Origin of the sequence: Anoxybacillus amylolyticus (assembly GCF_001634285.1) — a bacterium.
Taxonomy (GTDB): domain Bacteria; phylum Bacillota; class Bacilli; order Bacillales; family Anoxybacillaceae; genus Anoxybacteroides; species Anoxybacteroides amylolyticum.
Map to the genome: position 1 here is coordinate 1,673,387 of NZ_CP015438.1, position 26,057 is coordinate 1,699,443.

A 26,057-nucleotide genomic window follows, 5' to 3' on the forward strand; every position below is an offset into this window, starting at 1 on the left:
TTTTAGCAGATAGAGGTCTTTTTTAAGCATACTAAGTTATCGCGATGAATCACTTCTGGGCGATGGTGGAAAGAATATCGTTTCGCTTCCTCGCTTGAAAAACCTTTTACTTTCGCTAAATCGTCAGCGGCGTAATATACTTGCCCTCTCGCAATGATTTCTCCTTTTTGGTTGACGACATTGACGACATCAAGCGCTTGAAATGAACCAAACACATTTGTCACCCCAGCAGGTAATAAACTTTTTCCTTTATGCAAAAGGGCTGTTTCTGCTCCTTCATCAATTTCAATTGCACCTGCGACTTCGGAATGGTACGCGATCCATTGTTTACGCATTTGCATATGTTCTTGAAAAGGAGAGCCGATATACGTCCCATCGCCTTTTCCTTCTAAAATATGTTTCAATTTTTCTTTCCCAGTCCCTGTGCCAATAAAAACGTTAACACCGAAAGAAAGCGCCTTTTGTGCTGCCAACAGTTTTGATTTCATGCCCCCTGTTCCAACCGCCGAGCCACTTCCGCCTGCTTGGGCAATGAGTTCATTGGTAATTTCGGCAAGAAAATGATATTTTTTCGCTTCCGGATGTTTCGGGTTTTGGTCATATAGCCCGTTAATGTCCGTTAAAATGATGAGAGCATCGGCATGTAAAAATCCACCCACAAGCGCCGACAATAAATCGTTATCGCCAAACGTCAATTCCTCAACAGAAACAGAGTCGTTTTCGTTAATGATTGGAAGCACGCCTCGTTCTAACAATGTAGAAATCGTCGCGAATAAGTTACGAAATCGCTCTCGATCGTAAAAATCGGCGCGCGTTAACAACAATTGCCCAGTGACGATGCCAAATGAACGAAAGGCTGAAATGTAGCTTTGCATGAGCACCCCTTGGCCGACTGCGGCAGCTGCTTGTTTTCCAGCGATCGTTTTTGGTCGCGAACGATACCCAAGCAAACCGAAACCGGCTGCTACTGCCCCCGATGAAATAAGAATGACATCATGTCCGAGCTGTTTGACATAAGTAAGTGCTTCAACATGTTCACGAAGCTTTTGTTCCGAGAGCGTCCCGTTTTTTTCCGTTAATGAGCTACTGCCAATTTTGACGACAATTCGCTTCTTTTTCACGATCTCACTCCTTTCCAAAAAATAAAAACGCTTTTTCGTCCTTATAGAAAAAGGACGGAAAAGCGTCGTTTCCGCGGTACCACCTTTTTTGGCGCATAGCGCCCAACTCTTGCCCCGTAACGTGGGGAGACGGCTTATGTTTGCATAAGCGGCCGTATAGGGTAGGTTCAACCGACTTTCCGTGAGGAACCTTCCAGCCTGTGAGTTCCACTCTCTTGCACGTTCCATCGATTTACTCGTCCCGTACCGTTTTCGATATAACCGATTTTTTCAGAATTATCTACGGAAATTTTCATTTTGTCAAGACTAAGTTTTACGACTGTCCATAGAAACTACGGAATTTTCGCTCATGCTGAATCGTTTTCGATGAGAGAAAATCAACCGTTTCTTGCGTTTCGGTTAGCTCAATGCGCAAGCTGGCGATTTTCGTGTCAAGTCGATCAAACCGCTCATTCACTTCCGCACGAAACTCTTGCATTTCCGCACGGAGCTGATCGCCCATTTCCTGCATTTCTGCACGGAGCTGATCGCCCATTTCCTGCATTTCTGCACGGAGCTGATTGCCCATTTCCTGCATTTCTGCACGGAGTTGATCGCCCAATTCTTGCATTTCATGGTGAATTTTTTCCGAAAATAATTCGAGCGCTTTGACAATTTCCTGTAACAATATGTGTTGTTCCATTATTTTCTCCTTCCTCGTGTAAAATAGCGATAAACGATCTGTAGAGAACGTGAGGGACTATGATTGGCGATAAAGACTGCGAAGTTTTCGTTCATGCTGGAGCGTTTTGGAAGAAAGCAAATCAACGGTTTCTTGCGTGTCGGTTAGTTCGTCGCGTAACTGATCGACTTTTTCGTTTAGTTGCTGAAATTGTTCGTTCATTTCTTGCTTGAGAGCGTCGATTTTTGCTTCTAACTTGCTTTCAACGCCGCGGATTTCTGAACGGATCTCCTGCATTTCCGCACGAAGTTGCTGTCCCATGTCTTGCATTTCCGCACGGAGTTGTTGTCCCATCTCTCGCATTTCGTGATGAATTTTGTCTGAGAATAACTCGAGCGCTTTGACAATTTCTTTTACAATCGTTTCTTTTTCCACTCTTGTTCACCTCCCTTTCCCTATTATAAAAGAAGAAAATGCGAGAGAAAAGAGAAAGAAAAGCCCCTCATCTTGCAAATCAATGAGGGGTTTTTCTTATTCGGCTTCGTCGTTAAATTTATCTAGCATCGAGATCGTGTCGATCAAATGGTTGTTAAAAATTTGCCGCGCGATGGCTAACAGTTCTTTAATCATCGGATCGCGTAAAGAATAGACGACGCGGTTTCCGTCCTTCGTTCCGTAGACAATGTTTTTGCTTCGCAAGATCGCCAGTTGTTGCGAAACAGCGGACCCTTCACTGCCGATCAGCGTTTGCAGTTCGTTGACGTTTTTATCGCCTTCACACAATAATTCTAAAATGCGAATTCGTAACGGGTGGGCGAGCGCTTTGAAAAAATCCGCTTTAAATTGCTGCAGTTCTAAATTCAATGCATCTTCTCTCCTTTATTTCTTGATAACTCTTCATATCGATCGAGCGCTAGCAAAATTCCTTCGATGATTGCTTCTGGTCGTGGAGGGCAACCAGGTACATAAACATAAACAGGGACGATTTGATCGACACCGCCATAGTTGGCATAAGTGCGTCCGAAAATTCCTCCTCCGCATGCACATGCACCGATAGCGACGACCATTTTTGGCTCGGAAGCAGCGTTGTACGTTTTTATAAGCGCCTCTTCTAAATGTCTCGTTACACCCCCAGTCACCATTAGCATATCTGCATGGCGAGGGGAGGCGACAAAATCTACTCCAAACCGTTGAATATCGTAAATCGGGTTTGTCAATGTATTCATTTCAAAATCGCAGCCGTTACAAGAACCGGAATCAACATGGCGAATATGCAGCGACCGTCCGAGCACTTCTTTCATTCTTTTTTGTAGCGTCCATCGCAAATCAGCTGTTTGCTCTTTTCCGCTTTTCATTGTATCATACTTCCTTTCCCGCTGTTAAAAGTTTCGCAAAAGTTGTTTGTTTCTTTACGGTTAGTTCGTCTTTGTTTTTTGTCGCTAACCGATACTCGTTTGTAATCTGAATGGCGTTCATTTCACATACCTCTGCACAAATGCCACAAAAAATACAAGTAGTATAAAATAAAGAGACGGAAATGGCATCGCCGTTTTGTTCGAGCGCGATTGCTTTTGCAGGGCATGCTATGGTGCATGCTTGGCAACCGGTGCATTCATTCGAAACCAAAATCGGTTTTCCACGAAAACGTTCAGGAGCGTCTATGAATAAGTCCGTTTTTGTTACCGTTTTTGTTTTCCATATTTTCTTAATAATATCAAACATTTTTATTCCTCCTTTTATCGGTCGCAGCAAGCATAGCAAAGCTCAAAACTTTTATTAATGAGCGGAAAATCAGGAACGATATTTCCTTTTACTGCAAGCGGAACCGCAGGCCAGTTACTATAGGTAGCTGAGCGAATTCGATATCGGTAAATCGTTTGATCTGGACCAACCATTAGCCAATGCACTGTTTCTCCCCGCGGCGACTCGCACCATCCCATTGACGAACGATACGGCGGTAGCGGTGGAAGGGGAGTGAACGTATCGCCGTTAGGAAGGGAGTGCAATAGCTTTTCAATAATTGCGATCGATTCTGACACTTCATCTATGCGAACGCGAACCCTAGCAAGAACGTCACCAGCCTCGTAAACTGGAACGTGAAATGGAACACGATCATAGGCGGCGTACGGCTGATCGCGCCGAATATCGACCGATCGCCCTGATGCTCTAGCAGCTACGCCGACAACTTCTAACTGATGAACATGCTCTAAGGAAAGGACACCGGTCGTCGCCATTCGATTCATAACAATATCATGAGAAAACAACAAGTCGACGAGCTCTTCGAACTCTTTTTTGACGTACGCTAATGTTTGTACAATATCTTCTTTCTCTCGTTCGGTTATATCGATTCTTACCCCACCAAGGCGAACGACCCCACGTAAATAACGATGGCCAACAATGCGTTCATTTAATTGTTGCATTATTTCTTTTAAGCGCGCTCCTTGGCTAATTCCGACCGCAAATCCAAATCCAGCGCATACGTTCCCGACATCACCGATATGGTTATACAACCGTTCCAGTTCTAAAAACAGTGTTCGTAAATAGGCGGCACGGGGTGGAATCATCACTTCCCCTAGACGTTCTACCGCTTGAGCAAACGCTACGCTGTGCGAAAGCGCGCAAACGCCGCATATTCGCTCTGCAAGAAATAATGCTTTTTCTAGCGGCATTCCTTCGCTTGCTTTTTCTAAGCCACGATGTGTAAAAAATAACCGGGCATCTAAATGCAAAATCGTATCGCCAACTGCTCCGAAACGGAAATGCCCTGGTTCAATAATACCTGCATGAATCGGCCCAACCGGTATTTCTGTCACGTCTTCGCTGTCGTACGGCATAAACGCTTCTCGACTTTGGACGCGCGGGGCGTGTCGGTCGAGTGGAAACTCTTTTCTTAAAGGATGAAGATCTTCCGGCCAATCGCCGTGCAAAATGAGCGGGCGAGGATCCGGATGTCCTTGTGGTCTAAGCCCTAACAAATCCTTTACTTCCCGTTCATACCAATTCGCTGCTGGCAACTGCACCGCAACGGATGGAAACGTCGGGTCAAGTGGGTCAATTAGCGTTTTCACTGTGATGAAATGACGAAAAGAATCGAAGGAAAATACATAATATAATGCGAAAAAACCGTGAATATCCCGCTCGTCATTTCCGACCATCGTAAATAATCGTCCTTTCTTCTCGTGCCAAAGGAAATAACAGACATCAGGAAGTACTGTTTTTTCTACAAGCATAACCGTTTCTTGCGCGCCGTTTTGTTCGACAGCACGTATTTTCTTTCCGAGCTGTTGTTTGATTCGCGAAAGCCATTGTTTTGCCGTTTTTTCCATCACAATTTTCCTCCTTGTAACACAACCGTCACTTGTTGAATGACTTCTTGAAAGAACGGTGGAACGTATAACCCGAAAACGATAACGGCTATTAATGGAATAAAGAGTGCAGCTGTTGACCAGCGATTCATTTCTTTTTTTTCTACTTTCGTCGGTGCTTCTCCGAACGCCATTCGCACGACATAATACATCATCCCAGAAAAAATAAGAACAACAAATAAAAGGAACGAAACAGTCGCTACGAAATGTCCACTCTGGAATCCAGCGCGCATAATTGTAAATTCACTAACAAAAACATTAAACGGTGGTGTTCCAGTAATCGCAAACGCTGCAATTAAAAAAATGCTTCCTGTAATAGGCATCGTTTTTAATACACCAGAAATCCGTTCCATTCGTTTCGAATGATAGTTTTGTGTAATGTTTCCAGCAGTAAAAAACAATAATGACTTTGCCATAGAATGATGAAACATATGAAGGACAGCGCCATAAAGACCGAGCGCTCCACCAATGCCAACACCGAGCGTAATAATGCCCATATGCTCGACGCTAGAGTAAGCGAGCATCCGTTTCAGATCATGTTGGACGAGCATGAATGGAACGGTAATCGCAATCGAAAATAGCCCAAAAACGATTAAATATGGCGCTGCTTTTCCATCTAGCGTAGTATTGGTGATCGTATATATGCGGAAAATGCCATAAAGCGCTGTATTCAATAATACCCCTGATAATACCGCACTGACTGGCGAAGGAGCTTGGCTATGTGCATCTGGTAGCCAAAAATGCATCGGGGCTAGTCCGGCCTTTGTCCCGAAACCAACTAACACAAAAATGAATGCAATAAGCGTCCATTGCGGATTAAGGTGTTTAGCTGCTTGATGTAATACGGTCCAATTTAATGCATCCGTGCTTTCTCCAAATAAATCTCCCCCGGATAAATAAAGAAAAATAATTCCTAGTAATGCAAAGGCGATACCAACGCTTCCCATGATTAAATATTTCCACGCGGCTTCTAGCGACGTCCCTTTTCGATAAAAAGCGACTAAAAGAGCGGACACTAACGTCGTCAATTCGATACCGACCCAGAGAAATCCAAGGTTATTGACAACACTGACGGCTAGCATCGTTCCGAGAAAAAGATGAAACCATAAATAATAATGCCGCACTTTATTATCGCCAATGATTTTCTCCGCTACCTCGTGGTTCATATATCCAACTGAATAGAGGGAAGCAACAAATCCAATCAGCACAATTAGTAGGATATTGAAAGCACTTAAAGCATCGATGTAGATTAGGCGATGCCAGCCGGTTATTGGTGCATGAAAAAATACAGTTTTGGCGATAAAAAGACCAACAACTACGTTGAACAACGTAGTGATTACTTGCAGTTTTTCACCAACGCGAACGTTTATTTTCCAGCAAAGCACTGCTGTCACCAAAGGAATGATGAGCAGCAACGAAACTTCTCCCATGTCAATCATCCCTTCAAGTTACTCATTTTTTCGATATTCAAACTTTCAAATGTTGAATGAATACGGAATGATAAAATTCCGATAATGACGACTGTTACGAGCATATCAAAGAAAATCCCTAACTCCACCATCATCGGCATGCCGTAGCTAATGGATTGCGCTACTAAAAACAAGCCGTTTTCAATCGTAATGAGTCCGATTCCTTGCATGAGCGCCTTTTTATGGTCGATCATAATAAACGCGCCAAGAAAGACGAACGTAATCGATACTGGAAGATACGGTTCGCCAAATTTTGTACTCGGAAGGTGAAGGCGGGAAGTAACGTAAAATCCAGCTACCGACAAAATAGTGGCAATTAAAAGTGCCGCGTATTTAGACGTCACGCGCTCTACTTGTCGGTGCACATCAATTTTTTTGATGGTGTAATGCAAAATAGCTGGAATAATCATTGCTTTGACAACCAACGTTAATAACGCTGCCACGAGCAAGTGGGAAAGTTTCGTTTGATACCACATCGCTCCTGCTGTTAGCGCAAGCACTAACGACTGAAACGCTAAAATCGGCACCGAGTCGCTTATTTTTCGAATTTGCAATAACCAAATCGCGCTAATCAGAAGCAGCAAGGCAATCCATTGTTCCATCGTTCATTCCTCCTATTCAAACACCTGAAGCAAAATCGCCATTAAAGACAAAATCATTGACGCACCGAGTAGTTTTGGTACTTTAAACAGCCGAATTTTGGCATACATCGTTTCAATGAACGCAAGAAGCATAGCGAGAACTATTAGTTTTCCTACGTATAGTAAAAAGGATAAGGACGTTTGTAATATATCTCCTGACGCAGCTATCCCCCACGGGAAAAATAAACTGATAAAAAGACTTAAAAACAATAGCTGTTTTATTTGTGCTGCCCACATCATTAATCCTAAATACCGACCGGAATATTCAAGTAACATTCCTTCGTGAACCATCGTCAACTCTAAATGAGTATCCGGATTGTCCACCGGAATGCGTCCTGTTTCTGCAATGACGACGATAAGCATGGCGAAAAACGCAAGCCCATACGATGGGGTAAACCAATCCCAGCCGTTATGTGTGAGCGAAACGACAAGATTAGGAAGCTTCATCGTTTCGCTCGATAAACAAACAGCAAACAACGATAACAATAATGCTAGCTCCGCAATCGCAGACAACGCCATTTCGCGGCTTGACCCCATGCCGCCGAACGAGCCTCCAGCATCAAGAGCAGTAAGCGCAGTAAAAAAGCGTGCAACGCCAAACAAATAAACGACAAGAATGACATCGCCGATGAAATGCCAGTCATTGTTAACGGTATAAGTAGGAATAAAAATCCCTGCCGTTACAATCGATACAAAGACGACATACGGCGTAACGATCGATAGCCATGACGAATGGCGCGAAAGAACGGCATCTTTTTTCATAAACTTCATGACATCATAATATGGTTGCCAAACGCTTGGTCCAATCCGGTTTTGCATGCGCGCTTTCGTTTTTTTAATAACCCCTTGAATAAACGGGGCAAGCAAAATGATAATTACCGCCTGTAAAAACATCGAAAAAGTCCAGCCCATTTATGTTGCGAAGATAGCCGCTAATAGCTTACGGCTTCTTCATTCCTCCTTCCGTTATCGAATCCATAACAACAACACGATCAATGTGATAATCATATAAGCTAAATAGCTTTGCAAGTTTCCGTTTTGAATGGTTCGCAACCGTTGGGACAACGAAACAGTACCGCGAATGAGCGGACGGTATAGCTTTGTTTCGATGATTGCTTCCGTTTTTAGCCGGTGGCGAATCCGTTTCGGATAATACGTGTATTCTCCTTGGATGTCTACCTTTCGCTTGATTCCATAAATCCGCTTGAAAATCATTAACACAGGGTGCGAATAGGATGTACCAGTATATTCCATTGATGGAACGAGCGGCGTTCCACAGTTCCACGTTTCATCGTAGTGATTGTTGCTTTTTCCGACCGATGCGCGAAGCACCGCAATTAGTAAAAGAAGTATAGCAAAGAAAATAATCGCTATCCCTCCAAGGGAAATGGACTCGCCCGAACGGTGAAACGGGACGTACAACATCGCGCGACCGGTTAATGATTGATGAAAGTAGCTTTCAGCAGCTGTGTTTGTCATACGTAAGACCAATCCTGGCCATACGCCGAAAACGACGACCCCGCAGGCAAGCATGCCCATCCCAAGGCGCATAACAAGCGGTACTTCTTTTGCTTTTATAGCGTGTGGTGTACGCGGCAAGGCGAGAAACGCAGTACCGAACTGTTTCACGACACTTCCCGCAACCAACGCTCCTGTCAAGCCGAGCGCTGCAGCTGCAAGGCCGCCAACGGTCTTCCAAATAGGGGAATGGAGCGAAAACGAAAGGTGAAGCAACGATTGAAACGTCGCCCATTCACTCATAAACCCGTTGAACGGTGGGAAAGCAGCAAGCGACATGCCGCCGATGAGAAAGAAGACAGCGGTCCACGGCATGAACCGGATAAGCCCGCCTAGTTCGTTAATATTTTTCGTGTGCGTCGCATACAGAACAGAGCCTGCTCCCATAAATAACAATCCTTTAAAAATGGCATGGTTTAATACATGATATAAAAGTGCCGTCAACGCTAACGCCCCTAAGAGTGGCTCATGATACGAGCGGAACAAAAGGGAAGCTCCTAATCCCATAAAGATAATCCCGATATTTTCCGCACTGCTAAACGCAAGAAAACGCTTCATATCATTTTCCGCTACTCCAAATAAAATGCCAAACACGGCAGAGAGGATGCCAATCCCAAGCACGACTGCCCCCCACCATGTCGCTCCACCTTTTAAAAAGTCATAGTTCACCCGAAGCAATCCATAAATCGCCGTTTTAATCATAACGGCAGACATTAAGGCGGACACATGACTTGGCGCAGCTGGATGCGCCCTCGGCAGCCACACGTGTAGCGGAATCATTCCTGCTTTCGTCCCAAACCCGATGAACGACAGGAGAAAAACGATGTTTTTAACGGAAGCTGGCAAATGAGCCGCCATTTGCGTAAACGACGAAAAATCGAGCTGGTTTGTAAAGAAAAAGAGTATTAAAAACGAAAGAATAATAAAAACTGTGCCAAAGTGGGTCATGACAACATAGACGTATCCTGCCTTACGAGTTTCCGCTTTTTCATGTTCAACCATGACTAAGAAAAAAGAAAGAAGCGACATAAGTTCCCACGCAATTAAAAACGACACGCTATGATCGACCGTGATGACAGCAATCATCGATAGTACAAATAGGTTCAATCCACTACCAAGAAGACCAACTGACTTTTTTCCGTAATATTCTGTGACGTATCCAAGCGAATAAAGCGACACAGCGACGGTTACTAATGAAACAACAAAGAGAAAATAGGCGGAAAGCATATCGATTTTAAACCGCAAAACAACGTCAGACATGATGACCCATGCAGTAACGACGATCGATTGCTTTGTCGATAAAACGAGCACAGCAGTTGTTGCTCCGACCAATCCGCCAAGAAAAGAACTGCAATGGGCGAGAACATTTGCCAATTTCGCATGTCGACTAAAACAAAGGGCACCGAATGCGCCAAAGATAAAAAGAAATAGCGACAGCACAAACAGGTGCGTTGCAAAGTCTTCCATCTTATCACCTCTAAATAAACGTATAGTTAAATATTCAATAATTCAAATATAATAATTAACAAAAATACTTACAAGAGAAATTTTTCGTGAATCACTCCTAAACAAAAGAAAGCGCTTACAAAATAACGGCTTATGTCGTATACTAAAAGCGTATGGTGTTATTCACAACAAGGGGGATTTGGATGAAAACAGATAAACGATTTGACACGATCGTCATCCATCATGGGTACGATACGAAAGATCATCTCGGTAGCTTGTCCGTGCCAATTTTTCAGACGTCAACGTTTACGTTTGCGTCGGCGGAGCAAGGAGAGGCACGGTTTGCAGGGCAAGAGGAGGGGTATATTTATTCCCGGCTTGCCAATCCGACAGTAAGAGCGCTTGAGGAAAAAGTGGCATGTTTAGAAGGAGGAGAAGCAGCACTTGCGTTCAGCTCAGGAATGGCAGCGGTATCCGCAGTATTAATGGCGCTTACAAAAACGAACGACCATATCATTTGTTCGCAAGGGGTGTACGGCTGTACGTTCGGGCTGTTGCAGCTGTTGAAAAACAAATACCACATTTCCCATGATTTTTGCGCGATGGAAACAGAAGAAGAACTTCGCCAACTCATTCGCCCAGAAACGGTGTGCATCTATGTCGAAACACCGATTAATCCGACGATGAAGCTAGTGGATTTACAAATGGTCGCTAACGTGGCGAAAGAATACGGCATTGCCGTTGTCGTGGACAACACGTTTTGTTCCCCGTATTTGCAGCGACCGCTATCCCTCGGTTGTGATATCGTCATCCATAGCGCAACAAAATATATCGGAGGGCATGGGGATGTCATCGCTGGCATTGCGGTCGGCACAAAAGAAAAAATGACGGAAATCGCAAAAACGACGCAAAAAGACGTCGGCGGCGTTCTTTCGCCATTTGATGCGTGGTTGTTGTTGCGGGGGATAAAAACGCTTGCAGTACGGATGGAACGACATTGCGATAACGCCGAAAAAATCGTTGAGCACTTAAAGCGCCATCCGCGCGTAGCGAACGTCTATTACCCAGCCGATCCTAGCCATCGTGACTATTCAATTTATGAAAAACAAATGAAGCGCGGCGGTGGGCTTATTTCGTTTGAAATCCAAGGGACAAAAGCAGACGCTCAGCGATTTTTGAATCATTTGCAACTTGTTCACATCGCTGTTAGCTTGGGCGATACCGAAACATTAATCCAACATCCAGCGACAATGACCCATGCGGTTGTCCCAGAAGAAGAACGAAAAAAAATGGGCATCAGCGACTCGCTTCTCCGCCTATCCGTCGGACTAGAAGCATGGGAAGACGTTTGGGGGGATTTAGAGCAAGCGTTACATCAACTATAACGAATCAAGGGCAGCTTGTTGGATTCCGCTGCCCTTTTTTCTATGCAAATAACCGATCTATGAGCGGTTATTTGCATACATGGGTGGTGAGCAAAACTTGTTCATGGATGTTTTATTGCTTTAATTATTTTTCTTTAACTATATCATCTGTCACTTTTCTTCCCGCATAAAACACCTTCTCCTCGTTCAACGGTTTTTCCTTTGCGGTTATCGTGTGCGGTGTAATTTTCAAAACGACAGTTCGGCTGCCCATCGAAGAGCGGTATGTCTCGACGTGATGTTTGGAAAGCGGCGCGAAAAAATAGCCAGGAACATATTTGTTGAGAAGCTGTTGCATCGCTTCTGTCGCTTCGTCTAAGTCAGTCACAATTTCTGCCGTGCCAAATAACATGACGCTCATATATCCTGTATCCGTTTTCGCCGGGACGGGATGAACCATCGTCCCGAAATGTTCGCTTACGGTAAAACAGACACGCGCGTTTCGTTTAAGCACCTCCATTTTCCGTCCTTCTTCTGCTCCATGAACGTATACGGCGCCATTCCACCAGACAAAATTCAACGGAACGACGTACGGTTCTAGCCCATCCGCTACCCCTAAATACCCTGTCATCGCCGTCGACAAAAACGCAGAAATTTTCGTCTCATCGGTACACGCTAACATCGGCCTTCTCATTTCGTACATCTTTTTTCCTCCTCATTTTTCTTATCATTGTAAATGGAAATAGGCACGATGAATAGGGAAAGTTTCTTTCAATGGAATAGATATTTTTTAGTATAAAATCTTATTTTTTTTTATAACATTTGTATTGAAAATTCATAAAATTTGCATTATGATAAAGCTATGAAAAGAGACATGAAAAAACTAAACAAACAACAACAGGCGTATGAAGTCATTCGCGAACGAATTATGACTGGGGTCTATGCACCAGGGCAACGAATAGTAACCAGTCAGATTGCAGCGGAGCTAGCGGTTAGTGTCATTCCTGTTCGTGAGGCGTTAAAAAAATTAGAGGAAGAGGGGCTTATTCAATACAAACTAAACATAGGGGCAATCGTCACGCCAATCGATCACGACAAATATTTGGAAGCGCTATCGGTGTTGGCTGTGTTATCTGGCTATGCTACGGCATTGAGCGCCAAGCAATTTCCAAAAGAAAAGCTACAAGAACTGCGCCATCTCAATCAACAGATGAATGAAGCCCTAGATGAGTTTAACTTTCGTCGGTTTGGGCAGCTAAACCGCGCTTTCCACATTACCATTTACCAATATTGCGGCAATCCGTTTTTATTGGAAACGATTGAACACGTACATGAACAGATTGATTCCATTCGTCGCATGGGAACGGCGTTTATTCCAAAAAGAGCACGAGAGTCGATCAAAGAACATGAAGAAATGATTGCGATGCTAGAGTATAACGCTGCTTTTTCGCTCATTGATCAATTTGCTAGAAACCATAAATTAAGCACGCTTGAAGCGTATCGAAACCATGTGTTAGAACAAGAAAAGCAGCAGCGTATCGCTTTTTTTGAATAAAAGGAGGTGTTCGTCCCGAAAAGGGAAAAATTTTTTCGTCTTTTATATCTGAAAATTTAAAATATTTAAAAAGGAGTGAATTGTTTTGATGTCGATTGCTGAAGCGAAAGAACGTCTGCGCGGTTCCATCGCGCCAATTGTCACCCCGTTTTTAGAAAATGATGAAGTGGATTACAAAACGTTAGAACAATTAATCCACTGGCACATCGAAAGCGGCAGCCATGGAATTTCGGTGACAGGAACAACAGGAGAGCCAAGCTCGCTTACGTTGCAAGAGCGAGAAAAAGTGATGGAAACAGCTATCCAAGCGGCAAAAGGACGCGTTCCAGTTGTACCTGGCACAGGCTCAACGAACCACGCGGAAACGTTGCATCTGACGAAACTTGCCCAAGAGATGGGGGCAGATGCTGCAATGGTTATCGTTCCATATTATAATCGTCCGTCCCAACACGCACTTTACAAACATTTCAAAACAATTGCTGATGCTGTTGATATCCCAATTATTGTCTACAACATTCCAGGGAGAACAGCGGTGAACTTAGAAGTAAAGACGTTATCCCGCCTAAAAGAAGATTGCCCAAACATTATCGGCGTCAAAGAGTCGAATAAAGATTTCGAGCATGTCAACCGCGTGCTACTTGCTTGTGGTCGTGACTTCCTGTTGTTCTCAGGCATTGAACTATTATGTTACCCGATGCTTGCGATTGGTGGGGCAGGCTATATTAGCGCGACCGCTAACGTTGCACCAGAAAAAGTAGCAGAAGTGTATAACGCATGGATAGCAGGCGATGTGAAACGCGCCCAAGACTTACATTACGAACTAATGCCGCTAAACGATGTACTATTTAAAGATACAAATCCAGCGCCATTAAAAGCAGCACTTGGCATGATGGGAAAAATTTATCCAAAATTACGTCTGCCGATGGATTTGCCGTCACCAGAATTACAACAAGAAATTCGCGCAGTATTAGAAGGATATGGGTTATTATCGAAAGCAGGGAGCGGTGAGAGATGAAATATGCTCGTTTTATTGCCGAAGGAAGGGAGCAAACGGGGGTAGTAAACAAAGAAGAAACGCATATTACTGCAGCAAGCGGTAAGCAATATGCCTTTCACGATATTCAAGTGTGGCTTCCACCTATTCAACCGAACAAAATGATCGGTCTTGCATTAAATTTTGCCGACCACGCCGAAGAGCTAGGGTTAGAGAAACCGACCGAGCCGGTGCTATTTATCAAGCCAAACTCTTCGCTCATCGGTCACCTAGCACCGATATATTATCCGGACGGGGCTACATATATGCATTATGAAAACGAATTAGCTGTCGTTATTGGAAAGACTGCGCGGAATGTGAAAGAAGCAGATGCGTTTCATTATGTCAGCGGCTATACGATCGCTAATGATGTAACCGTTCGCGATTTTGTCAACAACTTTTACCGGCCACCTGTTCGCGCAAAAGGCCACGACACGTTTGGCCCGATGGGACCGTTTTTTGTGGACAAAGAAGATATTGACGATGTCAGCGATTTAGAATTGCGCACATACGTTAATGGTGAGCTTCGTCAGCGTGGAAATACGAAAGATTTAATCTACTCCATTCCAGAGTTAATTGCGTTTATTAGTTCCTTCATGACGCTTGAGCCAAACGATGTCATTTTAACAGGAACGCCAAAAGGGTTGTCGCATATTTATCCAGGAGATGTCGTACGTTTAGAAATCGATGGATTAGGAGCGTTAGAAAACTATGTATTAGACGGACGCACCGTCGATAATCGGGGTGAATCATATGCTGTCCAACAAGATTGACGATACGAAGCTATATATCAATGGGGAATTTGTCGACAGTATTTCCGGCAACACGTTCGAGAATTTGAACCCCTTCACGAATGAAACTATCAACCGCGTTGCGGCTGGTAATAGAGAAGATATTTCCTTTGCTGTTGCTGCCGCAAAAGAAGCGTTCCGCAACGGTCCATGGCGAACGATGAAAATATCCGAACGACTTCAATACATTCACCGGATTGCGGAATTAATTGACAAAAATGTCGAAGAAATTGCCTATTTAGAGTCGCTCGACACAGGATTGCCCATTAGTCAGACACGAAAAATGATTGCTCGGTCGGCAGAAAATTTCCGATTTTACGCGGCAATGGTTCGCTCTCGTTTAGTAGGAGAAGCGTACCAACAAGACGACGAATTTATTAACTATACCGTCTACCAACCTTTAGGAATAGTAGGACTAATTACTCCTTGGAATGCACCGTTTATGCTCGAAACGTGGAAAGTCGCACCTGCGCTCGCTACTGGAAACACAGTCATTCTAAAACCAGCCGAACTATCTCCTCTTACAGCAAACAAACTGGCACAAATCATTGACGAGGCCCAACTACCAAAAGGTGTGTTTAACGTTGTTCACGGATTTGGTGAAACAGCGGGAGCGGCACTCGTTGCCCACCCAGATGTCGCTGCTATTTCTTTCACAGGAGAAACAGTAACAGGCTCATTGATTATAAAAAACGCTGCCGATACGATGAAACGTGTATCGATGGAATTGGGTGGGAAATCACCGCTTATTATCTTTGAGGATGCCGATTTTGAACGCGCGCTTGACGCGGCGGTATGGGGCATTTTCTCCTTTAACGGGGAACGTTGTACGGCTAACTCGCGCGTCTTTTTGCATACGTCATTAAAAGAACGGTTTGTCGCAGCGTTAAAAGAGCGGGTAGCAAACATTCGCGTCGGAGATCCGTTAAACGCTAAGACACAAGTAGGACCTTTAATTCATAAAGATCACTGGAAAAAGGTGACGGACTATATCGCGCTTGCGCAACAAGAAGGTTGCACAGTGTATAGCGGACAAGTGCCAGAATCATTCCAACATGGTAATTTTGTTGCACCAACGTTATTGTTAAACGCGAAAAACGAGATGCGTGTTTGCCAAGAAGAAATTTTCGGACCTGTCATGGCAGTCATTGAATTTGAAACAGAAGAAGACGTTATCCAAATGGCCAATGATGTCAAATACGGGCTGGCAGGCTACGTCTGGACGAACGACATTAAACGGGCACATCGTGTCGCCCAAGCGATGGAATCGGGCATGATTTGGATTAATGCGCAAAATGTCCGCGATTTACGCATTCCGTTCGGCGGAATGAAATATAGCGGCATCGGTCGAGAAGGTGGACATTATGCATTTGAATTTTACACAGAGCCGAAAGTCATTCATGTTGCCATTGGCAACCACCATATTCCTCAGTTTGGGAAATAAAAAGTTTCTATAAAAAGAAATGAAAGTGCTTACAAAAAGGGGGATAAACGATGAAAAAATGGATTTCTTTCTGGAGGGGAACAACAAATGGTAGCGATCGCACGTGGGTTGATGGCGAAACCGAAGTTGATGATGCTTGATGAACCTTCCCTCGGCTTAGCACCACTGATTGTGAAAGATATAATGACTATTTTGCGGAAAATGTGCGACGAACTCGAAGCAACGATTATTTTAGTTGAACAAAACGTCAAAGTGGCTCTAAAAATGGCCGATCGTGCTTGCGTTCTTAGCCACGGACAAATTTCTATTTCTGGAACTTCGCAAGAGCTAATGAATAATGAAACGGTGAAAGCAGCGTATTTTGGAAAAAAGCAGACAAACTTAGCTCGCGAAATCATTATTTGAGGAGGGAAAAAGGTGGGATCGGTAGAAAAAGTGTCCACGCTTTCTCGTGATTTAATGACTTTTTTATCAGGAGAAAAACTAGTCCTGTTGACAACAATGGAAGCAGAACGGAACATCCCGAATGTAGCGGCGATTTCGTGGGTGAAAAGCGTTAATGAAAAAACGATTCGCTTCGCTGTTTCGACAAATTCACGAATTGTGTCGAATATTCGTTCCAATCCGCACGTTGTTTTTACGGTGATCGGACTTGGCACGGTGTACTCCATTCACGCGACTTCTGCTGTTGTAGAAGACGCGATGAGCAGCGTTTCGTTGAAATTAGCGAAAATCGAAGCAACAGTGGAAGCTGTTTTTGACAGTATGTTTTGGGGATCGCAAATTACGACAGAACCTGCATACGAAAAAACGTATAATGTGGACAAAGCGAAAAAACTAGATGAAGAAGTGTATCAAGCACTATTAAGATGATCAGTTAATTATTTTAAAAATAAAAAAGGGGGAGTTGTTGATGCCAGCAAGAACAGGGGAGCAATACTTAAAAGCGTTGAAGGAGGCGAAAAACCGTATTTACATCGACGGGCAGCGCGTTGAAGACCCAACCGAGCATCCAGCGTTTAAAAACGTCGCGCGTTCGGTGGCCGATTTGTACGATTTGCAATATGAAAAGAGCGAAAAAATGCTGTACACTTCACCGACAACCGGGGACTTAGTCGGGCTTTCGTTTATCGCACCAAAAACGAAAGAAGACTTAATCGCTCGGCGAGAAATGTTCACCGAATGGGCGCGTTATTCCGGCGGAATGATGGGGCGTTCGCCTGATTACATTAATACGAGCATTATGGCATTTGCGTCTGCCGCTGAATTTTTCCAGCAAGGTAATCGTGACGGCATTGATTTCGGTGAAAACATCGTGAAATATTATGAATACGTCCGCGAAAACGACTTAGCACTTACACATACATTAATCCACCCTCAAGTTAATCGTGCCAAAGCGCAACACGAACAAAACGACCCGCATGTATCTGCAAGAATTGTGAAAAAAGATGGTGACGGTATTTATGTCTCCGGTTGTCGTTTGCTCGCGACATTAGGCGGGATTACAGACGAATGCATCGTATATCCATCGACATTGAACAAGGCGACTACTAACGATGACCCGTACTGCATGGCGTTTGCTTTTGCCAATAACACCCCTGGTGTTAAATTTGTTTGTCGCGAATCGTTTGATTATGGAAAAAATCAATGGGATCACCCGATGGGGGCGCAGTTTGATGAAAGTGACGCCATCGTTATTTTTGAAAACGCCTTCATTCCGTGGGAACGCGTCTTTATCGTTCATAACGCGGATTTATGTAACCGGACGTACCGAGAAACGAATGCGGTCGTTCATATGTCCCATCAGGTTGTCGCGAAAAACATCGCCAAAACCGAATTTGTGCTTGGGGTTATTTTAAGCATGATGGAAGCCGTTGGAATTGAGCAATTCCAGCACGTCAAAGAAAAAGCGGCAGAAGTAATGATTATTCTCGAAACGATGCGTTCCCATTTATATCGCGCAGAACAAGATGCCAAAATGGACCGCTACGGAAACATGACACCAGATTTTTTGCCACTTGATGCCGCTAGAAATTGGTATCCGAAAGTATATCAACGGATGGTCGAAATCATTCGAATTTTAGGCGCTTCCGGATTAATGGCCATTCCAACGCATAAAGATTTCGAAGATTCCGAGATTGGCCTGCTGATGCATCGCTATATGCAAGGGGCGAATATCGATGGATATGAACGCGTCCAGCTTTATCGTCTTGCTTGGGATATTGCAATCAGTGCGTTCGGTAATCGCCAAGCGTTATACGAATATTACTTTTTCGGCGACCCAATCCGTATGTCGAACGTGTTTTATGACCATTACGATAAAGCGCCATACAAGCAACAAGTGAAAGAGTTTTTAGAGCGGGCGAAGCGTCGTGCCGGCATTACTTCCGTCACACTGTCTTAATGAGGGGGAGTTTATGTGAAAAAACCGTTTGACATTGTTCGCTTGCACCATGTAGAAGTGACGGTGACTGATTTGGATCGCGCGTACGATTTCTACGTCCATGGACTTGGATTATTCGAAACAGCACGCGACGATACGCACCTTTACTTGCGGGCGTTAGAAGATGCGAACCATCACTGCTTAGTATTGACAAAAGGCGAGCAAGCTAGCTTAAACCATATTGCTTATCGAGTGAGCGCCGACGAAGACCTCGACGAATTAGACCGATTATTTACGAAACTAGGAACGAAGAAAAAATGGATTCAGCCCGGGGAAGAACGCGGGCAAGGGAGAGCGCTTCGCATTCAAGACCCAGGCGGCTTGCCTGTCGAGTTTTTCTTTGAGATGGAAAAAGCAGAGCGAATGTTGCAAAAATTTCATTTGCACAAAAACACAAAAATAAAACGTATCGATCATGCGAACTGCCTCATTACCAACATTGATGAAGTATATCAGTGGTATAGCAACCATTTAGGGTTTATGACGAGCGAATATACTGTAAAAGGGTACGGAGAAGACGAAAAGATGTGGGCAGCATGGATGCATCGAAAACCGAGTGTTCACGATTTGGCACTTATTAGCGAAACAGGACCGCGCTATCACCATACTGGCTTTTGGATGGACGACGCGAAATCGATTTTAGATGCATGCGATCATTTAGCGGCGATGGGCTATGCGCGCAACATCGAGCGTTCCCCAGGACGGCACGGGACGTCTAACGCTTTTTTCGTCTATGTGCGTGACCCGGATGGAAACCGCATTGAGCTGTATACCGGTGACTATTTTACGAACGACCCAGATTGGGAGCCGGTGAAATGGCACTTGGATGACCCACAACGAGCGACATTTTGGGGAACGGAGCCACCAGTCAGTTGGAAAACCGAGGCGGTTCTTGTACAAGATATTTTAACAGGCATTCTCCTCGAACCAAAACCGCTAACGCCTAAAAAGCAAGAGACGGTGTAAGCATAGCAGTGCGAAGCTAACAGATAGGCTGTTAGCTTCTTTTTGCGGGGATCGACAAAATTCTGCAAGAAAAGAGATTGACAATTTAGAATATTATCGCTATTTTTAAGTTAAATATAATGGAAAACAATTATAACGTTTTTTAAACGTTATAATTGTTTATTTTTTTACCAAAACATGAAAGCGTTTTACAAAGGGGATGGGAGAATGATTTTGCATGAAGTGGAAACATGGTCGAGACGGGAATTAGAGAAGTTGCAGCTTGCGAGGTTGCAACAAACGGTGCAGCGGGTGTATGAACGCGTTCCGTTTTATCGCCAAAAGTTAGTTGGACGAATTACCCTGGAGAATATTCGGTCGCTTGAAGACATTCATAAGCTGCCGTTTACGACGAAAAAAGATTTGCGCGATCATTATCCGTTTGGGCTTCTTGCGGTCGATTTACAGCAGGCGGTGCGCCTTCATGCCTCAAGCGGCACGAGTGGAAAACCGACGGTCGTGGCGTATACGAAAAACGACATTGAAAATTGGGCGGACATTGTCGCGCGGGCAATCGCAATCGCCGGTGGAGAGCGAGGACAAGTGCTGCATAACGCGTATGGATACGGGTTATTTACTGGTGGGCTTGGCCTTCATTACGGTAGCGAGCGGCTTGGGATGGTGACCGTGCCGATATCAGGAGGAAATACCGACCGACAAGTGATGCTTATCGAAGATTTTCAGCCACATGTCATTTGCGGAACCCCTTCGTACGTCCTTAATATTGCGGAACGAATGAAAGAGCTTGGAAAAGATCCGCGGCAAACGTCGTTAAAATACGGAATTTTTGGGGCAGAGCCGTGGTCGGAAGAAATGCGGAAGACGTTGGAAGAAGCGTTTGCTATTAAAGCTTGTGATATTTATGGACTAAGTGAAGTTATCGGACCAGGAGTGGCGATGGAATGCCATGAGGCGCAAGACGGGCTGCATATTGCAGATGACCATTTTTATGTCGAAGTCATTGATCCAGAGACGCTTGAGCCACTGCCGGAAGGAGAAGAAGGGGAATTAGTATTTACAAGTTTGACAAAAGAAGCGTTTCCTGTTCTTCGCTATCGCACAGGAGACATTGCGTCGATTACAAAAGAACGTTGCAAATGCGGACGGACGACGACAAGAATGTCGCGTGTTAAAGGGCGTGTCGATGACATGCTCATTATCCGTGGGGTAAATGTCTTTCCGTCAGAAATCGAGCACTATTTATTAACGATCCAAGAGCTAGCTCCATATTACCAAATTCACCTATTCCGGAAAGAGACGCTTGACACCGTCGAACTCCAAGTCGAAATTAATGAATCGTTCGCGCAAGAAATCGGTGGTGATTTGAGCGATGTACGTGTCGCTTTGCTCAAAAAACGCATCCAGCACGTATTGAAAAACTACTGCCTTATTTCCATCGACGTTCACGTCTGTGAACCGAAATCGCTCCCGCGTTCGGAAGGGAAAGCGGTTCGCATTGTCGACCACCGAAAAGAAAAAGTAAAAAAATAATTAATTATTACAATTTTCATAATTGAAATGTTTATAACGTTATTTTATAATTACGTTAAATAAACGTTATAAATAGGAGGGGATATAGATGGCGATTGTGACATCGTTTGAACGTTTATCGGAAGAAGAGAAACATCAACGGTTTATGGAGAGAATCGAAGCAGGAGAAAAAATTGAGGCAGATGATTGGATGCCGGACGAGTACCGAATGACGCTCATTAAGCTTATCGCCATGCATGGAATTAGTGAAATTATGGGGGCGCTTCCAGAGAAAGAGTGGGTGCCAAAAGCCCCGACATTGCGCCGGAAGCTTGGGATTATGGCAAAAGTGCAAGATGAAATGGGACATGGACAATTGCTTCTTCGTGTCGCAGAAGATTTAATGGCTCCGCTCGGCAAAACGCGCGAAGAAATTATGCAAGATTTATTTAGTGGAAATTTAAAGTTTCATAACGTCTTTCATATGCCGGCGCCAACGTGGGGCGATGCGGGCTTAATTGGCTGGCTAGTCGACGGAGCGGCGATTATTACGCAAACGAACATGCTTGACGCTTCATACGGACCATATGCCCGCGCATTAAAACGCATTTGTGCGGAAGAAGTATTCCACGCGCAACACGGAGAATCGATTATTTTGGCGCTAGCGGAAGGAACAAAAGAGCAAAAAGAAATGTTACAAGGTGCACTAAACCGCTGGTGGGATGCATTACTTATGTTTTTTGGCCCTGACAGCGCTTCCACCACAGGGACCTCGAAACAAGACATTACGATTAAATATCGCATTCGGACGAAAACAAATGAGCAACTTCGCCAAGACTTCTTTACCAAATATGTGCCACGCATTTTATCGATCGGGCTTCAACTTCCAGATGAAACGATGTACTATGACGAACAAGCAGGAAAATGGGTGTATCGTCAACCAGATTGGAACAAGTTTAAAGAAATCATCCGCAACAATGGTCCAAAGTCAAAAGAGCGCCTCCGCCTCCGTGAACTATCGTATCGGCACAACGCGTGGGTTCGTGAAGCATTAAGTGGATCAAAAGCAACGGTGTAAGGGGGGATTGTCATGAGTGGATTTTATGAAGTGTTTGAAGTGTTCAGCCGCAAAAGCGACACCGCGCCGCTTCAACACCAATTTAGCTTGCTTGCCCCTAACCATGAAATTGCGTTAGTGATGGCACAAGAAAATTTCATGCGGCGCGAGCCTGTTTCTGATATATGGGTCGTGAAACGCTCCGATATTCGTCAAATGAAAGAAGAAGAAAAAGACGCATTAAAGCGACTCGATAACAAAGACTACCGGACAACGAAAGGATACGGATACTTAAAAAAGAAATGGCGGCAATATGAACAAGAGATGTTCGATGAGAAAGAAATTTTATCATGGAAGGGGGAGATTCAACGATGATTGTCACAAAACCGGAAGAACTTCACCAGCTTCCTGAATATAAAGCAGCGCTTGTCGAATTATTATTTCAGCTCGCCGATGACGATTTCATCGTCGCCTATCGTGGTTCGGAATGGCTAGGTCTTGCCCCTCATATTGAAGAGGACGTGGCTTTTTCCTCGATCACGCAAGATACGATGGGGCATGCGGCAATGTATTATCAGCTGCTAGAAGACATCGGAATTGGGCGTGCCGACGATCTCGCCCACAGACGCACGGCCGCGGAAAGACGAAACGCTATTTTGCTAGAGGAAGTAAATGGACTAGGTCATTATTTGCATGAGCCGCAGTACGATTGGGCGTTTGCGGTAGTAAGAAACTATTTTTATGCGCAAGCGAAAAAAGTGCGCATCGATTCATTGAAAAATTGTTCCTACGAACCACTTTCACAAGTAGCGGTAAAAGTGAACATGGAACTTTATTATCACCTGATGCATTGGAAAACGTGGTTTGTGCAGTTAGTCAACGCTGGAGGCGAGGCGCGGGAACGAATGAAAAAAGCAATTGAGAAAGTGTTCGATGATTTCGCCGGCGTGTTTTCGCTTGGAGAAAAGGGAGAGAAAATGGTCGAATGTGGGTTAATCGATAGCGAAGAAGTGCTAAAGGCACGTTGGCTCCAAATAACGAAGCCAGTGTTTGAACAAACGAACCTCGAGTTGCCAAGTGAGTTTCCTATGAAACGAGGCAATGGTCGAAATGGCGAACATACACCGGATTTAGTGGAAGCGCTCGCGATATTATCCGAAGTCTATCGTCTCGATCCTCTAGCCATTTGGTAGTTTCTTAGAAAGGAAGAGGGGATATGAAGGAACAACTTGTCGCTGCGCTTGAAGCGGTCAAAGACCCAGAGATTGATTCGGTTAGCATTGTGGAGCTCGGCATGGTAGAAGCTGTACAGTTCGATAGTGGCGAGGCAATCGTAAAGTTATTGCCAACGTTCATCGGCTGCCCAGCGCTCGATATCATTCGACAGCGTGTCGAACAAGTGTTGGCTAGTTTAGAAGGAGTTGAACGGGTAACGGTAGAATTTATCCACCATCCGCCATGGACGTCGGAGCGTATTACGGAGCAAGGGCGGGAAAAGCTAAAAGAATTTGGCATCGCCCCGCCTCCGAAACAAACCGGCCCAAGCGGGGAATGGCAAGTGGAATGTCCGTATTGTCACTCTCCTTATACGATGATGGAAAACATCTTCGGACCGACCGCATGCCGCAGCATTTTTTATTGCAAACAATGCAAAAACCCGTTTGAAGCATTAAAACCGATTTCCGTTTGGATGTAAAAAACATCCACTAGCAAGTTTGGCTCACTATCTAGGCATGAAAACACGCAATGATGGATCCGTTAGTTTCACAGAAAAGGAGAAGAGAAAAATGGTAAAAATGATTGCCCTTTACAAACAACCGAAAGATAAGCAAGCATTTGATGAGCATTATTTTGGAACGCATGCCCCAATTACAGCAAAAATTCCGGGGCTTCGCAAAATGGAAGTAACGAAAATTGTCGGCACGCCGATGCGGGGCGAAAGCGAGTATTATTTGCTATGCGAAATGTATTACGACAGCCATGAAGCGTTAAAAGAAGCGATGAAAACGAGCGAAGCAAAAGCATCCGGAAAAGATTTAATGTCATTTGCCGGCGATCTTGTCACATTAATGATTGGCGAGGAAATGGGCAATGAATGAGTTTTTGCATATTCAAACACGGGTGGAAGGAATGGTTGCAGTTATTGAATTAAACCGTCCGCACGTATTGAATGCACTAAACCGCCCGATGGTCACCGAAATCGTTCGCGCCATCGAATCATATGACCGCAACGATGACGTTCGCGTTATCGTGTTAACTGGAAAAGGAAGAGCGTTTGCGGCGGGGGCAGATATTGACGAGATGGCTAACGATGACCCGATTACGCTTGATTTACTCAATCAGTTTGCTGAATGGGATCGATTGGCGCTTATTAAAAAACCGATGATTGCTGCGGTTCATGGATTTGCGTTAGGAGGAGGGTTTGAACTGGCGCTTTGCTGCGATTTGTTGTTTGCTTCCGAAACGGCGGAATTTGGCTTTCCAGAAGTGAATATTGGCGTTATGCCGGGAGCGGGAGGGACACAGCGGTTGACGAAGCTAATCGGCAAAACAAAAGCGCTCGAATGGCTTTGGACAGGAGAGCGGATGTCGGCGAAAACCGCTTACGACCTAGGAATCGTCAATCGTCTCATTGCGCCAGAACTGCTGGTGGAGGAAACGATGAGATTTGCGCAAAAATTAGCGGCTCAGCCTCCTTTATCTGTCCGTTTTATAAAAGAAGCCGTTCATAAAGCGGTTGATTATTCACTATATGAAGGGATGCAGTTTGAACGAAAGAATTTTTATCTCCTGTTTGCTTCCGCAGACCAAAAAGAGGGAATGCAAGCATTTATGGAAAAACGGAAACCGAAATTTCAAGGAAAGTAGGGCTGTCCTTGTACGAAACGATTCGTTACGATATTCGTCAGCAAGTGGCGTGGCTAACGTTGAACCGCCCAGATAAATTAAATGCGTTTACCGAACAAATGAATAAAGAGATTACAGCAGCGCTCAGGCAAGTAGCCAATGACGAATCCGTTCGCTGCCTAGTCATTACAGGTGCCGGAAGAGCGTTTTGCTCGGGAGAAGATCTTGGCGGTGTGACAGAAGACATGGATCATGGGGACGTACTTCGGACGCGTTATGCGCCAATGATGAAAGCGCTTCATTCTTTCGAAAAGCCTGTCATTGCGGCAGTGAATGGAGTTGCCGCGGGAGCAGGGATGAGTCTTGCCTTAGCGTGCGATTTTCGCCTTGCGTCGGAAAAAGCAAGCTTTGTGGAAGCGTTTATTCACGTTGGGCTAATTCCAGACGCAGGGAACCTCTATTACTTGCCGCGTCTTATCGGTCATGCAAAAGCGCTTGAGTTAGCGGTTTTTGGGGAAAAAGTGACGGCGCAAAAAGCGCACGAACTTGGACTTGTGACTGCTGTCATTTCGGAAGAGGCATGGGAAGAAGAAGTCGCTCGATTTGCGGAAAAGCTGGCGAATATGCCAACAAAAGCGATCGGGCTGATCAAACGCTGTTTACGGCAAAGCTGGGACCACTCGTTTGCAGAATATTTAGAAAAAGAAGCGTTTGCCCAGCGAATCGCTGGGCTGACCAAAGACCATCGCGAAGGCGTTCACGCCTTTTTCGAAAAACGGCGAGCGACATTTCAAGGGAAGTAACTAAACACCTATGAGTAGATGGAG

At 44.6% G+C, this 26,057-nt stretch carries 28 protein-coding genes and 1 pseudogene; 17 read left to right on the forward strand and 12 right to left on the reverse strand.

Features of this window, described 5'->3' with window-relative positions:
* Positions 1 to 2: 2 nt before the first annotated feature.
* The 11 genes from proB to hyfB form a co-directional block, all read right to left on the reverse strand.
* Entirely contained in the window at positions 3 to 1,121 is a 1,119-nt protein-coding gene (gene proB, locus GFC30_RS08535) for a glutamate 5-kinase (RefSeq protein ID WP_066324303.1), read from the reverse strand.
* Between the two features lie 313 nt (positions 1,122 to 1,434).
* Complete coding sequence (locus tag GFC30_RS08540) at positions 1,435 to 1,803, reverse strand: septation ring formation regulator EzrA (RefSeq protein ID WP_066324306.1); 369 nt, start codon at positions 1,801 to 1,803, stop codon at positions 1,435 to 1,437.
* A gap of 57 nt (positions 1,804 to 1,860) precedes the next feature.
* Positions 1,861 to 2,217 (reverse strand): hypothetical protein, encoded by a 357-nt coding sequence (locus GFC30_RS08545; RefSeq protein ID WP_066324309.1) that lies wholly within the window; start codon positions 2,215 to 2,217, stop codon positions 1,861 to 1,863.
* 96 nt (positions 2,218 to 2,313) lie between these two features.
* Positions 2,314 to 2,646 carry an ArsR/SmtB family transcription factor gene (locus tag GFC30_RS08550; RefSeq protein ID WP_066324312.1) on the reverse strand — a complete coding sequence of 111 codons (333 nt, stop codon included), beginning with the start codon at positions 2,644 to 2,646 and terminating at the stop codon, positions 2,314 to 2,316.
* Positions 2,643 to 3,137, reverse strand: a complete 495-nt coding sequence (locus GFC30_RS08555) for an NADH-quinone oxidoreductase subunit B family protein (protein ID WP_066324317.1) — start codon at positions 3,135 to 3,137, stop codon at positions 2,643 to 2,645. Before GFC30_RS08555 ends, GFC30_RS08550 begins: the two co-directional genes overlap by 4 nt.
* A gap of 4 nt (positions 3,138 to 3,141) precedes the next feature.
* Positions 3,142 to 3,504, reverse strand: coding sequence for a 4Fe-4S binding protein (locus GFC30_RS08560; RefSeq protein WP_066324320.1), 363 nt, complete (start codon positions 3,502 to 3,504; stop codon positions 3,142 to 3,144).
* A gap of 14 nt (positions 3,505 to 3,518) precedes the next feature.
* Positions 3,519 to 5,108: a hydrogenase large subunit gene (locus tag GFC30_RS08565; protein ID WP_066324322.1), complete on the reverse strand. Its 1,590-nt coding sequence runs from the start codon at positions 5,106 to 5,108 to the stop codon at positions 3,519 to 3,521.
* A complete protein-coding gene (locus tag GFC30_RS08570; RefSeq protein ID WP_084256245.1) occupies positions 5,108 to 6,577 on the reverse strand; it encodes a hydrogenase 4 subunit F in 1,470 nt (489 codons plus the stop codon). Before GFC30_RS08570 ends, GFC30_RS08565 begins: the two co-directional genes overlap by 1 nt.
* Positions 6,578 to 6,582: 5 nt before the next feature.
* On the reverse strand, positions 6,583 to 7,218 hold the full coding sequence (locus tag GFC30_RS08575; RefSeq protein WP_066324330.1) for a hydrogenase: 636 nt from the start codon (positions 7,216 to 7,218) through the stop codon (positions 6,583 to 6,585).
* 12 nt (positions 7,219 to 7,230) lie between these two features.
* Complete coding sequence (locus tag GFC30_RS08580; RefSeq protein ID WP_084256247.1) at positions 7,231 to 8,151, reverse strand: respiratory chain complex I subunit 1 family protein; 921 nt, start codon at positions 8,149 to 8,151, stop codon at positions 7,231 to 7,233.
* A gap of 72 nt (positions 8,152 to 8,223) precedes the next feature.
* On the reverse strand, positions 8,224 to 10,242 hold the full coding sequence (gene hyfB, locus GFC30_RS08585) for a hydrogenase 4 subunit B (protein ID WP_066324334.1): 2,019 nt from the start codon (positions 10,240 to 10,242) through the stop codon (positions 8,224 to 8,226).
* Between the two features lie 182 nt (positions 10,243 to 10,424).
* Here hyfB and megL point away from each other — a divergent pair, with 182 nt between their 5' ends.
* Positions 10,425 to 11,606 (forward strand): methionine gamma-lyase, encoded by a 1,182-nt coding sequence (gene megL / locus GFC30_RS08590; protein ID WP_066324336.1) that lies wholly within the window; start codon positions 10,425 to 10,427, stop codon positions 11,604 to 11,606.
* A gap of 124 nt (positions 11,607 to 11,730) precedes the next feature.
* Here the strand turns inward: megL and GFC30_RS08595 are convergent, their stop codons facing one another.
* Positions 11,731 to 12,279 carry a pyridoxamine 5'-phosphate oxidase family protein gene (locus GFC30_RS08595; protein ID WP_066327271.1) on the reverse strand — a complete coding sequence of 183 codons (549 nt, stop codon included), beginning with the start codon at positions 12,277 to 12,279 and terminating at the stop codon, positions 11,731 to 11,733.
* 180 nt (positions 12,280 to 12,459) lie between these two features.
* On the opposite strand from GFC30_RS08595, the gene GFC30_RS08600 reads away from it, so the two are divergent.
* The 16 genes and pseudogenes from GFC30_RS08600 to GFC30_RS08675 all read left to right on the forward strand — a co-directional run bounded on the left by GFC30_RS08600 (position 12,460) and on the right by GFC30_RS08675 (position 26,033).
* Complete coding sequence (locus GFC30_RS08600) at positions 12,460 to 13,140, forward strand: GntR family transcriptional regulator (protein ID WP_238583474.1); 681 nt, start codon at positions 12,460 to 12,462, stop codon at positions 13,138 to 13,140.
* Positions 13,141 to 13,228: 88 nt separating this feature from the next.
* Positions 13,229 to 14,155, forward strand: coding sequence for a 2,4-dihydroxyhept-2-ene-1,7-dioic acid aldolase (gene hpaI, locus GFC30_RS08605; RefSeq protein ID WP_066324352.1), 927 nt, complete (start codon positions 13,229 to 13,231; stop codon positions 14,153 to 14,155).
* Positions 14,152 to 14,946, forward strand: a complete 795-nt coding sequence (locus GFC30_RS08610; RefSeq protein WP_066324354.1) for a fumarylacetoacetate hydrolase family protein — start codon at positions 14,152 to 14,154, stop codon at positions 14,944 to 14,946. Before hpaI ends, GFC30_RS08610 begins: the two co-directional genes overlap by 4 nt.
* Positions 14,927 to 16,408, forward strand: coding sequence for a 5-carboxymethyl-2-hydroxymuconate semialdehyde dehydrogenase (hpaE, locus tag GFC30_RS08615; RefSeq protein ID WP_179946268.1), 1,482 nt, complete (start codon positions 14,927 to 14,929; stop codon positions 16,406 to 16,408). Before GFC30_RS08610 ends, hpaE begins: the two co-directional genes overlap by 20 nt.
* A gap of 78 nt (positions 16,409 to 16,486) precedes the next feature.
* Positions 16,487 to 16,813 (forward strand): annotated as a pseudogene (locus tag GFC30_RS08620) (branched-chain amino acid ABC transporter ATP-binding protein); the annotation flags it as partial.
* 12 nt (positions 16,814 to 16,825) lie between these two features.
* Positions 16,826 to 17,281: a pyridoxamine 5'-phosphate oxidase family protein gene (locus GFC30_RS08625; protein WP_066324366.1), complete on the forward strand. Its 456-nt coding sequence runs from the start codon at positions 16,826 to 16,828 to the stop codon at positions 17,279 to 17,281.
* Positions 17,282 to 17,321: 40 nt separating this feature from the next.
* Positions 17,322 to 18,812 (forward strand): 4-hydroxyphenylacetate 3-monooxygenase, oxygenase component, encoded by a 1,491-nt coding sequence (gene hpaB, locus GFC30_RS08630; protein ID WP_066324369.1) that lies wholly within the window; start codon positions 17,322 to 17,324, stop codon positions 18,810 to 18,812.
* 15 nt (positions 18,813 to 18,827) lie between these two features.
* Positions 18,828 to 19,817: a 3,4-dihydroxyphenylacetate 2,3-dioxygenase gene (hpaD, locus tag GFC30_RS08635; RefSeq protein WP_066324371.1), complete on the forward strand. Its 990-nt coding sequence runs from the start codon at positions 18,828 to 18,830 to the stop codon at positions 19,815 to 19,817.
* 207 nt (positions 19,818 to 20,024) lie between these two features.
* Positions 20,025 to 21,347 (forward strand): phenylacetate--CoA ligase family protein, encoded by a 1,323-nt coding sequence (locus GFC30_RS08640; RefSeq protein WP_066324378.1) that lies wholly within the window; start codon positions 20,025 to 20,027, stop codon positions 21,345 to 21,347.
* 88 nt (positions 21,348 to 21,435) lie between these two features.
* The gene (paaA, locus tag GFC30_RS08645) at positions 21,436 to 22,404 is read left to right on the forward strand and encodes a 1,2-phenylacetyl-CoA epoxidase subunit PaaA (RefSeq protein ID WP_066324380.1); all 969 of its coding nucleotides are present in this window, start codon (positions 21,436 to 21,438) and stop codon (positions 22,402 to 22,404) included.
* Positions 22,405 to 22,416: 12 nt separating this feature from the next.
* On the forward strand, positions 22,417 to 22,758 hold the full coding sequence (paaB, locus tag GFC30_RS08650) for a 1,2-phenylacetyl-CoA epoxidase subunit PaaB (protein WP_066324382.1): 342 nt from the start codon (positions 22,417 to 22,419) through the stop codon (positions 22,756 to 22,758).
* On the forward strand, positions 22,734 to 23,576 hold the full coding sequence (paaC, locus tag GFC30_RS08655; protein ID WP_066324384.1) for a 1,2-phenylacetyl-CoA epoxidase subunit PaaC: 843 nt from the start codon (positions 22,734 to 22,736) through the stop codon (positions 23,574 to 23,576). Before paaB ends, paaC begins: the two co-directional genes overlap by 25 nt.
* Positions 23,577 to 23,599: 23 nt before the next feature.
* The gene (gene paaD / locus GFC30_RS08660) at positions 23,600 to 24,079 is read left to right on the forward strand and encodes a 1,2-phenylacetyl-CoA epoxidase subunit PaaD (RefSeq protein WP_066324390.1); all 480 of its coding nucleotides are present in this window, start codon (positions 23,600 to 23,602) and stop codon (positions 24,077 to 24,079) included.
* Between the two features lie 91 nt (positions 24,080 to 24,170).
* Positions 24,171 to 24,482: an EthD family reductase gene (locus GFC30_RS08665; protein WP_066324391.1), complete on the forward strand. Its 312-nt coding sequence runs from the start codon at positions 24,171 to 24,173 to the stop codon at positions 24,480 to 24,482.
* A complete protein-coding gene (locus GFC30_RS08670; protein WP_066324396.1) occupies positions 24,475 to 25,251 on the forward strand; it encodes an enoyl-CoA hydratase/isomerase family protein in 777 nt (258 codons plus the stop codon). Before GFC30_RS08665 ends, GFC30_RS08670 begins: the two co-directional genes overlap by 8 nt.
* Positions 25,252 to 25,259: 8 nt before the next feature.
* Positions 25,260 to 26,033 carry an enoyl-CoA hydratase-related protein gene (locus GFC30_RS08675; RefSeq protein ID WP_066324398.1) on the forward strand — a complete coding sequence of 258 codons (774 nt, stop codon included), beginning with the start codon at positions 25,260 to 25,262 and terminating at the stop codon, positions 26,031 to 26,033.
* Positions 26,034 to 26,057 lie beyond the last annotated feature (24 nt).

Bases quoted from the DNA above. Each gene is read 5' to 3' on its own strand.
- paaD (WP_066324390.1), top strand. From the start codon at position 23,600: ATGAAGGAACAACTTGTCGCTGCGCTTGAAGCGGTCAAAGACCCAGAG.
- GFC30_RS08610 (WP_066324354.1), top strand. From the start codon at position 14,152: ATGAAATATGCTCGTTTTATTGCCGAAGGAAGGGAGCAAACGGGGGTA.
- hpaI (WP_066324352.1), top strand. From the start codon at position 13,229: ATGTCGATTGCTGAAGCGAAAGAACGTCTGCGCGGTTCCATCGCGCCA.
- GFC30_RS08540 (WP_066324306.1), bottom strand. From the start codon at position 1,803: ATGGAACAACACATATTGTTACAGGAAATTGTCAAAGCGCTCGAATTA.
- GFC30_RS08575 (WP_066324330.1), bottom strand. From the start codon at position 7,218: ATGGAACAATGGATTGCCTTGCTGCTTCTGATTAGCGCGATTTGGTTA.
- GFC30_RS08560 (WP_066324320.1), bottom strand. From the start codon at position 3,504: ATGTTTGATATTATTAAGAAAATATGGAAAACAAAAACGGTAACAAAA.
- megL (WP_066324336.1), top strand. From the start codon at position 10,425: ATGAAAACAGATAAACGATTTGACACGATCGTCATCCATCATGGGTAC.
- GFC30_RS08570 (WP_084256245.1), bottom strand. From the start codon at position 6,577: ATGGGAGAAGTTTCGTTGCTGCTCATCATTCCTTTGGTGACAGCAGTG.
- hyfB (WP_066324334.1), bottom strand. From the start codon at position 10,242: ATGGAAGACTTTGCAACGCACCTGTTTGTGCTGTCGCTATTTCTTTTT.
- GFC30_RS08565 (WP_066324322.1), bottom strand. From the start codon at position 5,108: ATGGAAAAAACGGCAAAACAATGGCTTTCGCGAATCAAACAACAGCTC.
- paaA (WP_066324380.1), top strand. From the start codon at position 21,436: ATGGCGATTGTGACATCGTTTGAACGTTTATCGGAAGAAGAGAAACAT.
- GFC30_RS08665 (WP_066324391.1), top strand. From the start codon at position 24,171: ATGGTAAAAATGATTGCCCTTTACAAACAACCGAAAGATAAGCAAGCA.
- GFC30_RS08640 (WP_066324378.1), top strand. From the start codon at position 20,025: ATGATTTTGCATGAAGTGGAAACATGGTCGAGACGGGAATTAGAGAAG.
- GFC30_RS08580 (WP_084256247.1), bottom strand. From the start codon at position 8,151: ATGTTTTTACAGGCGGTAATTATCATTTTGCTTGCCCCGTTTATTCAA.
- GFC30_RS08595 (WP_066327271.1), bottom strand. From the start codon at position 12,279: ATGAGAAGGCCGATGTTAGCGTGTACCGATGAGACGAAAATTTCTGCG.
- paaC (WP_066324384.1), top strand. From the start codon at position 22,734: ATGGAAGGGGGAGATTCAACGATGATTGTCACAAAACCGGAAGAACTT.
- hpaB (WP_066324369.1), top strand. From the start codon at position 17,322: ATGCCAGCAAGAACAGGGGAGCAATACTTAAAAGCGTTGAAGGAGGCG.
- hpaE (WP_179946268.1), top strand. From the start codon at position 14,927: ATGCTGTCCAACAAGATTGACGATACGAAGCTATATATCAATGGGGAA.
- GFC30_RS08555 (WP_066324317.1), bottom strand. From the start codon at position 3,137: ATGAAAAGCGGAAAAGAGCAAACAGCTGATTTGCGATGGACGCTACAA.
- paaB (WP_066324382.1), top strand. From the start codon at position 22,417: ATGAGTGGATTTTATGAAGTGTTTGAAGTGTTCAGCCGCAAAAGCGAC.
- GFC30_RS08670 (WP_066324396.1), top strand. From the start codon at position 24,475: ATGAATGAGTTTTTGCATATTCAAACACGGGTGGAAGGAATGGTTGCA.
- GFC30_RS08600 (WP_238583474.1), top strand. From the start codon at position 12,460: ATGAAAAAACTAAACAAACAACAACAGGCGTATGAAGTCATTCGCGAA.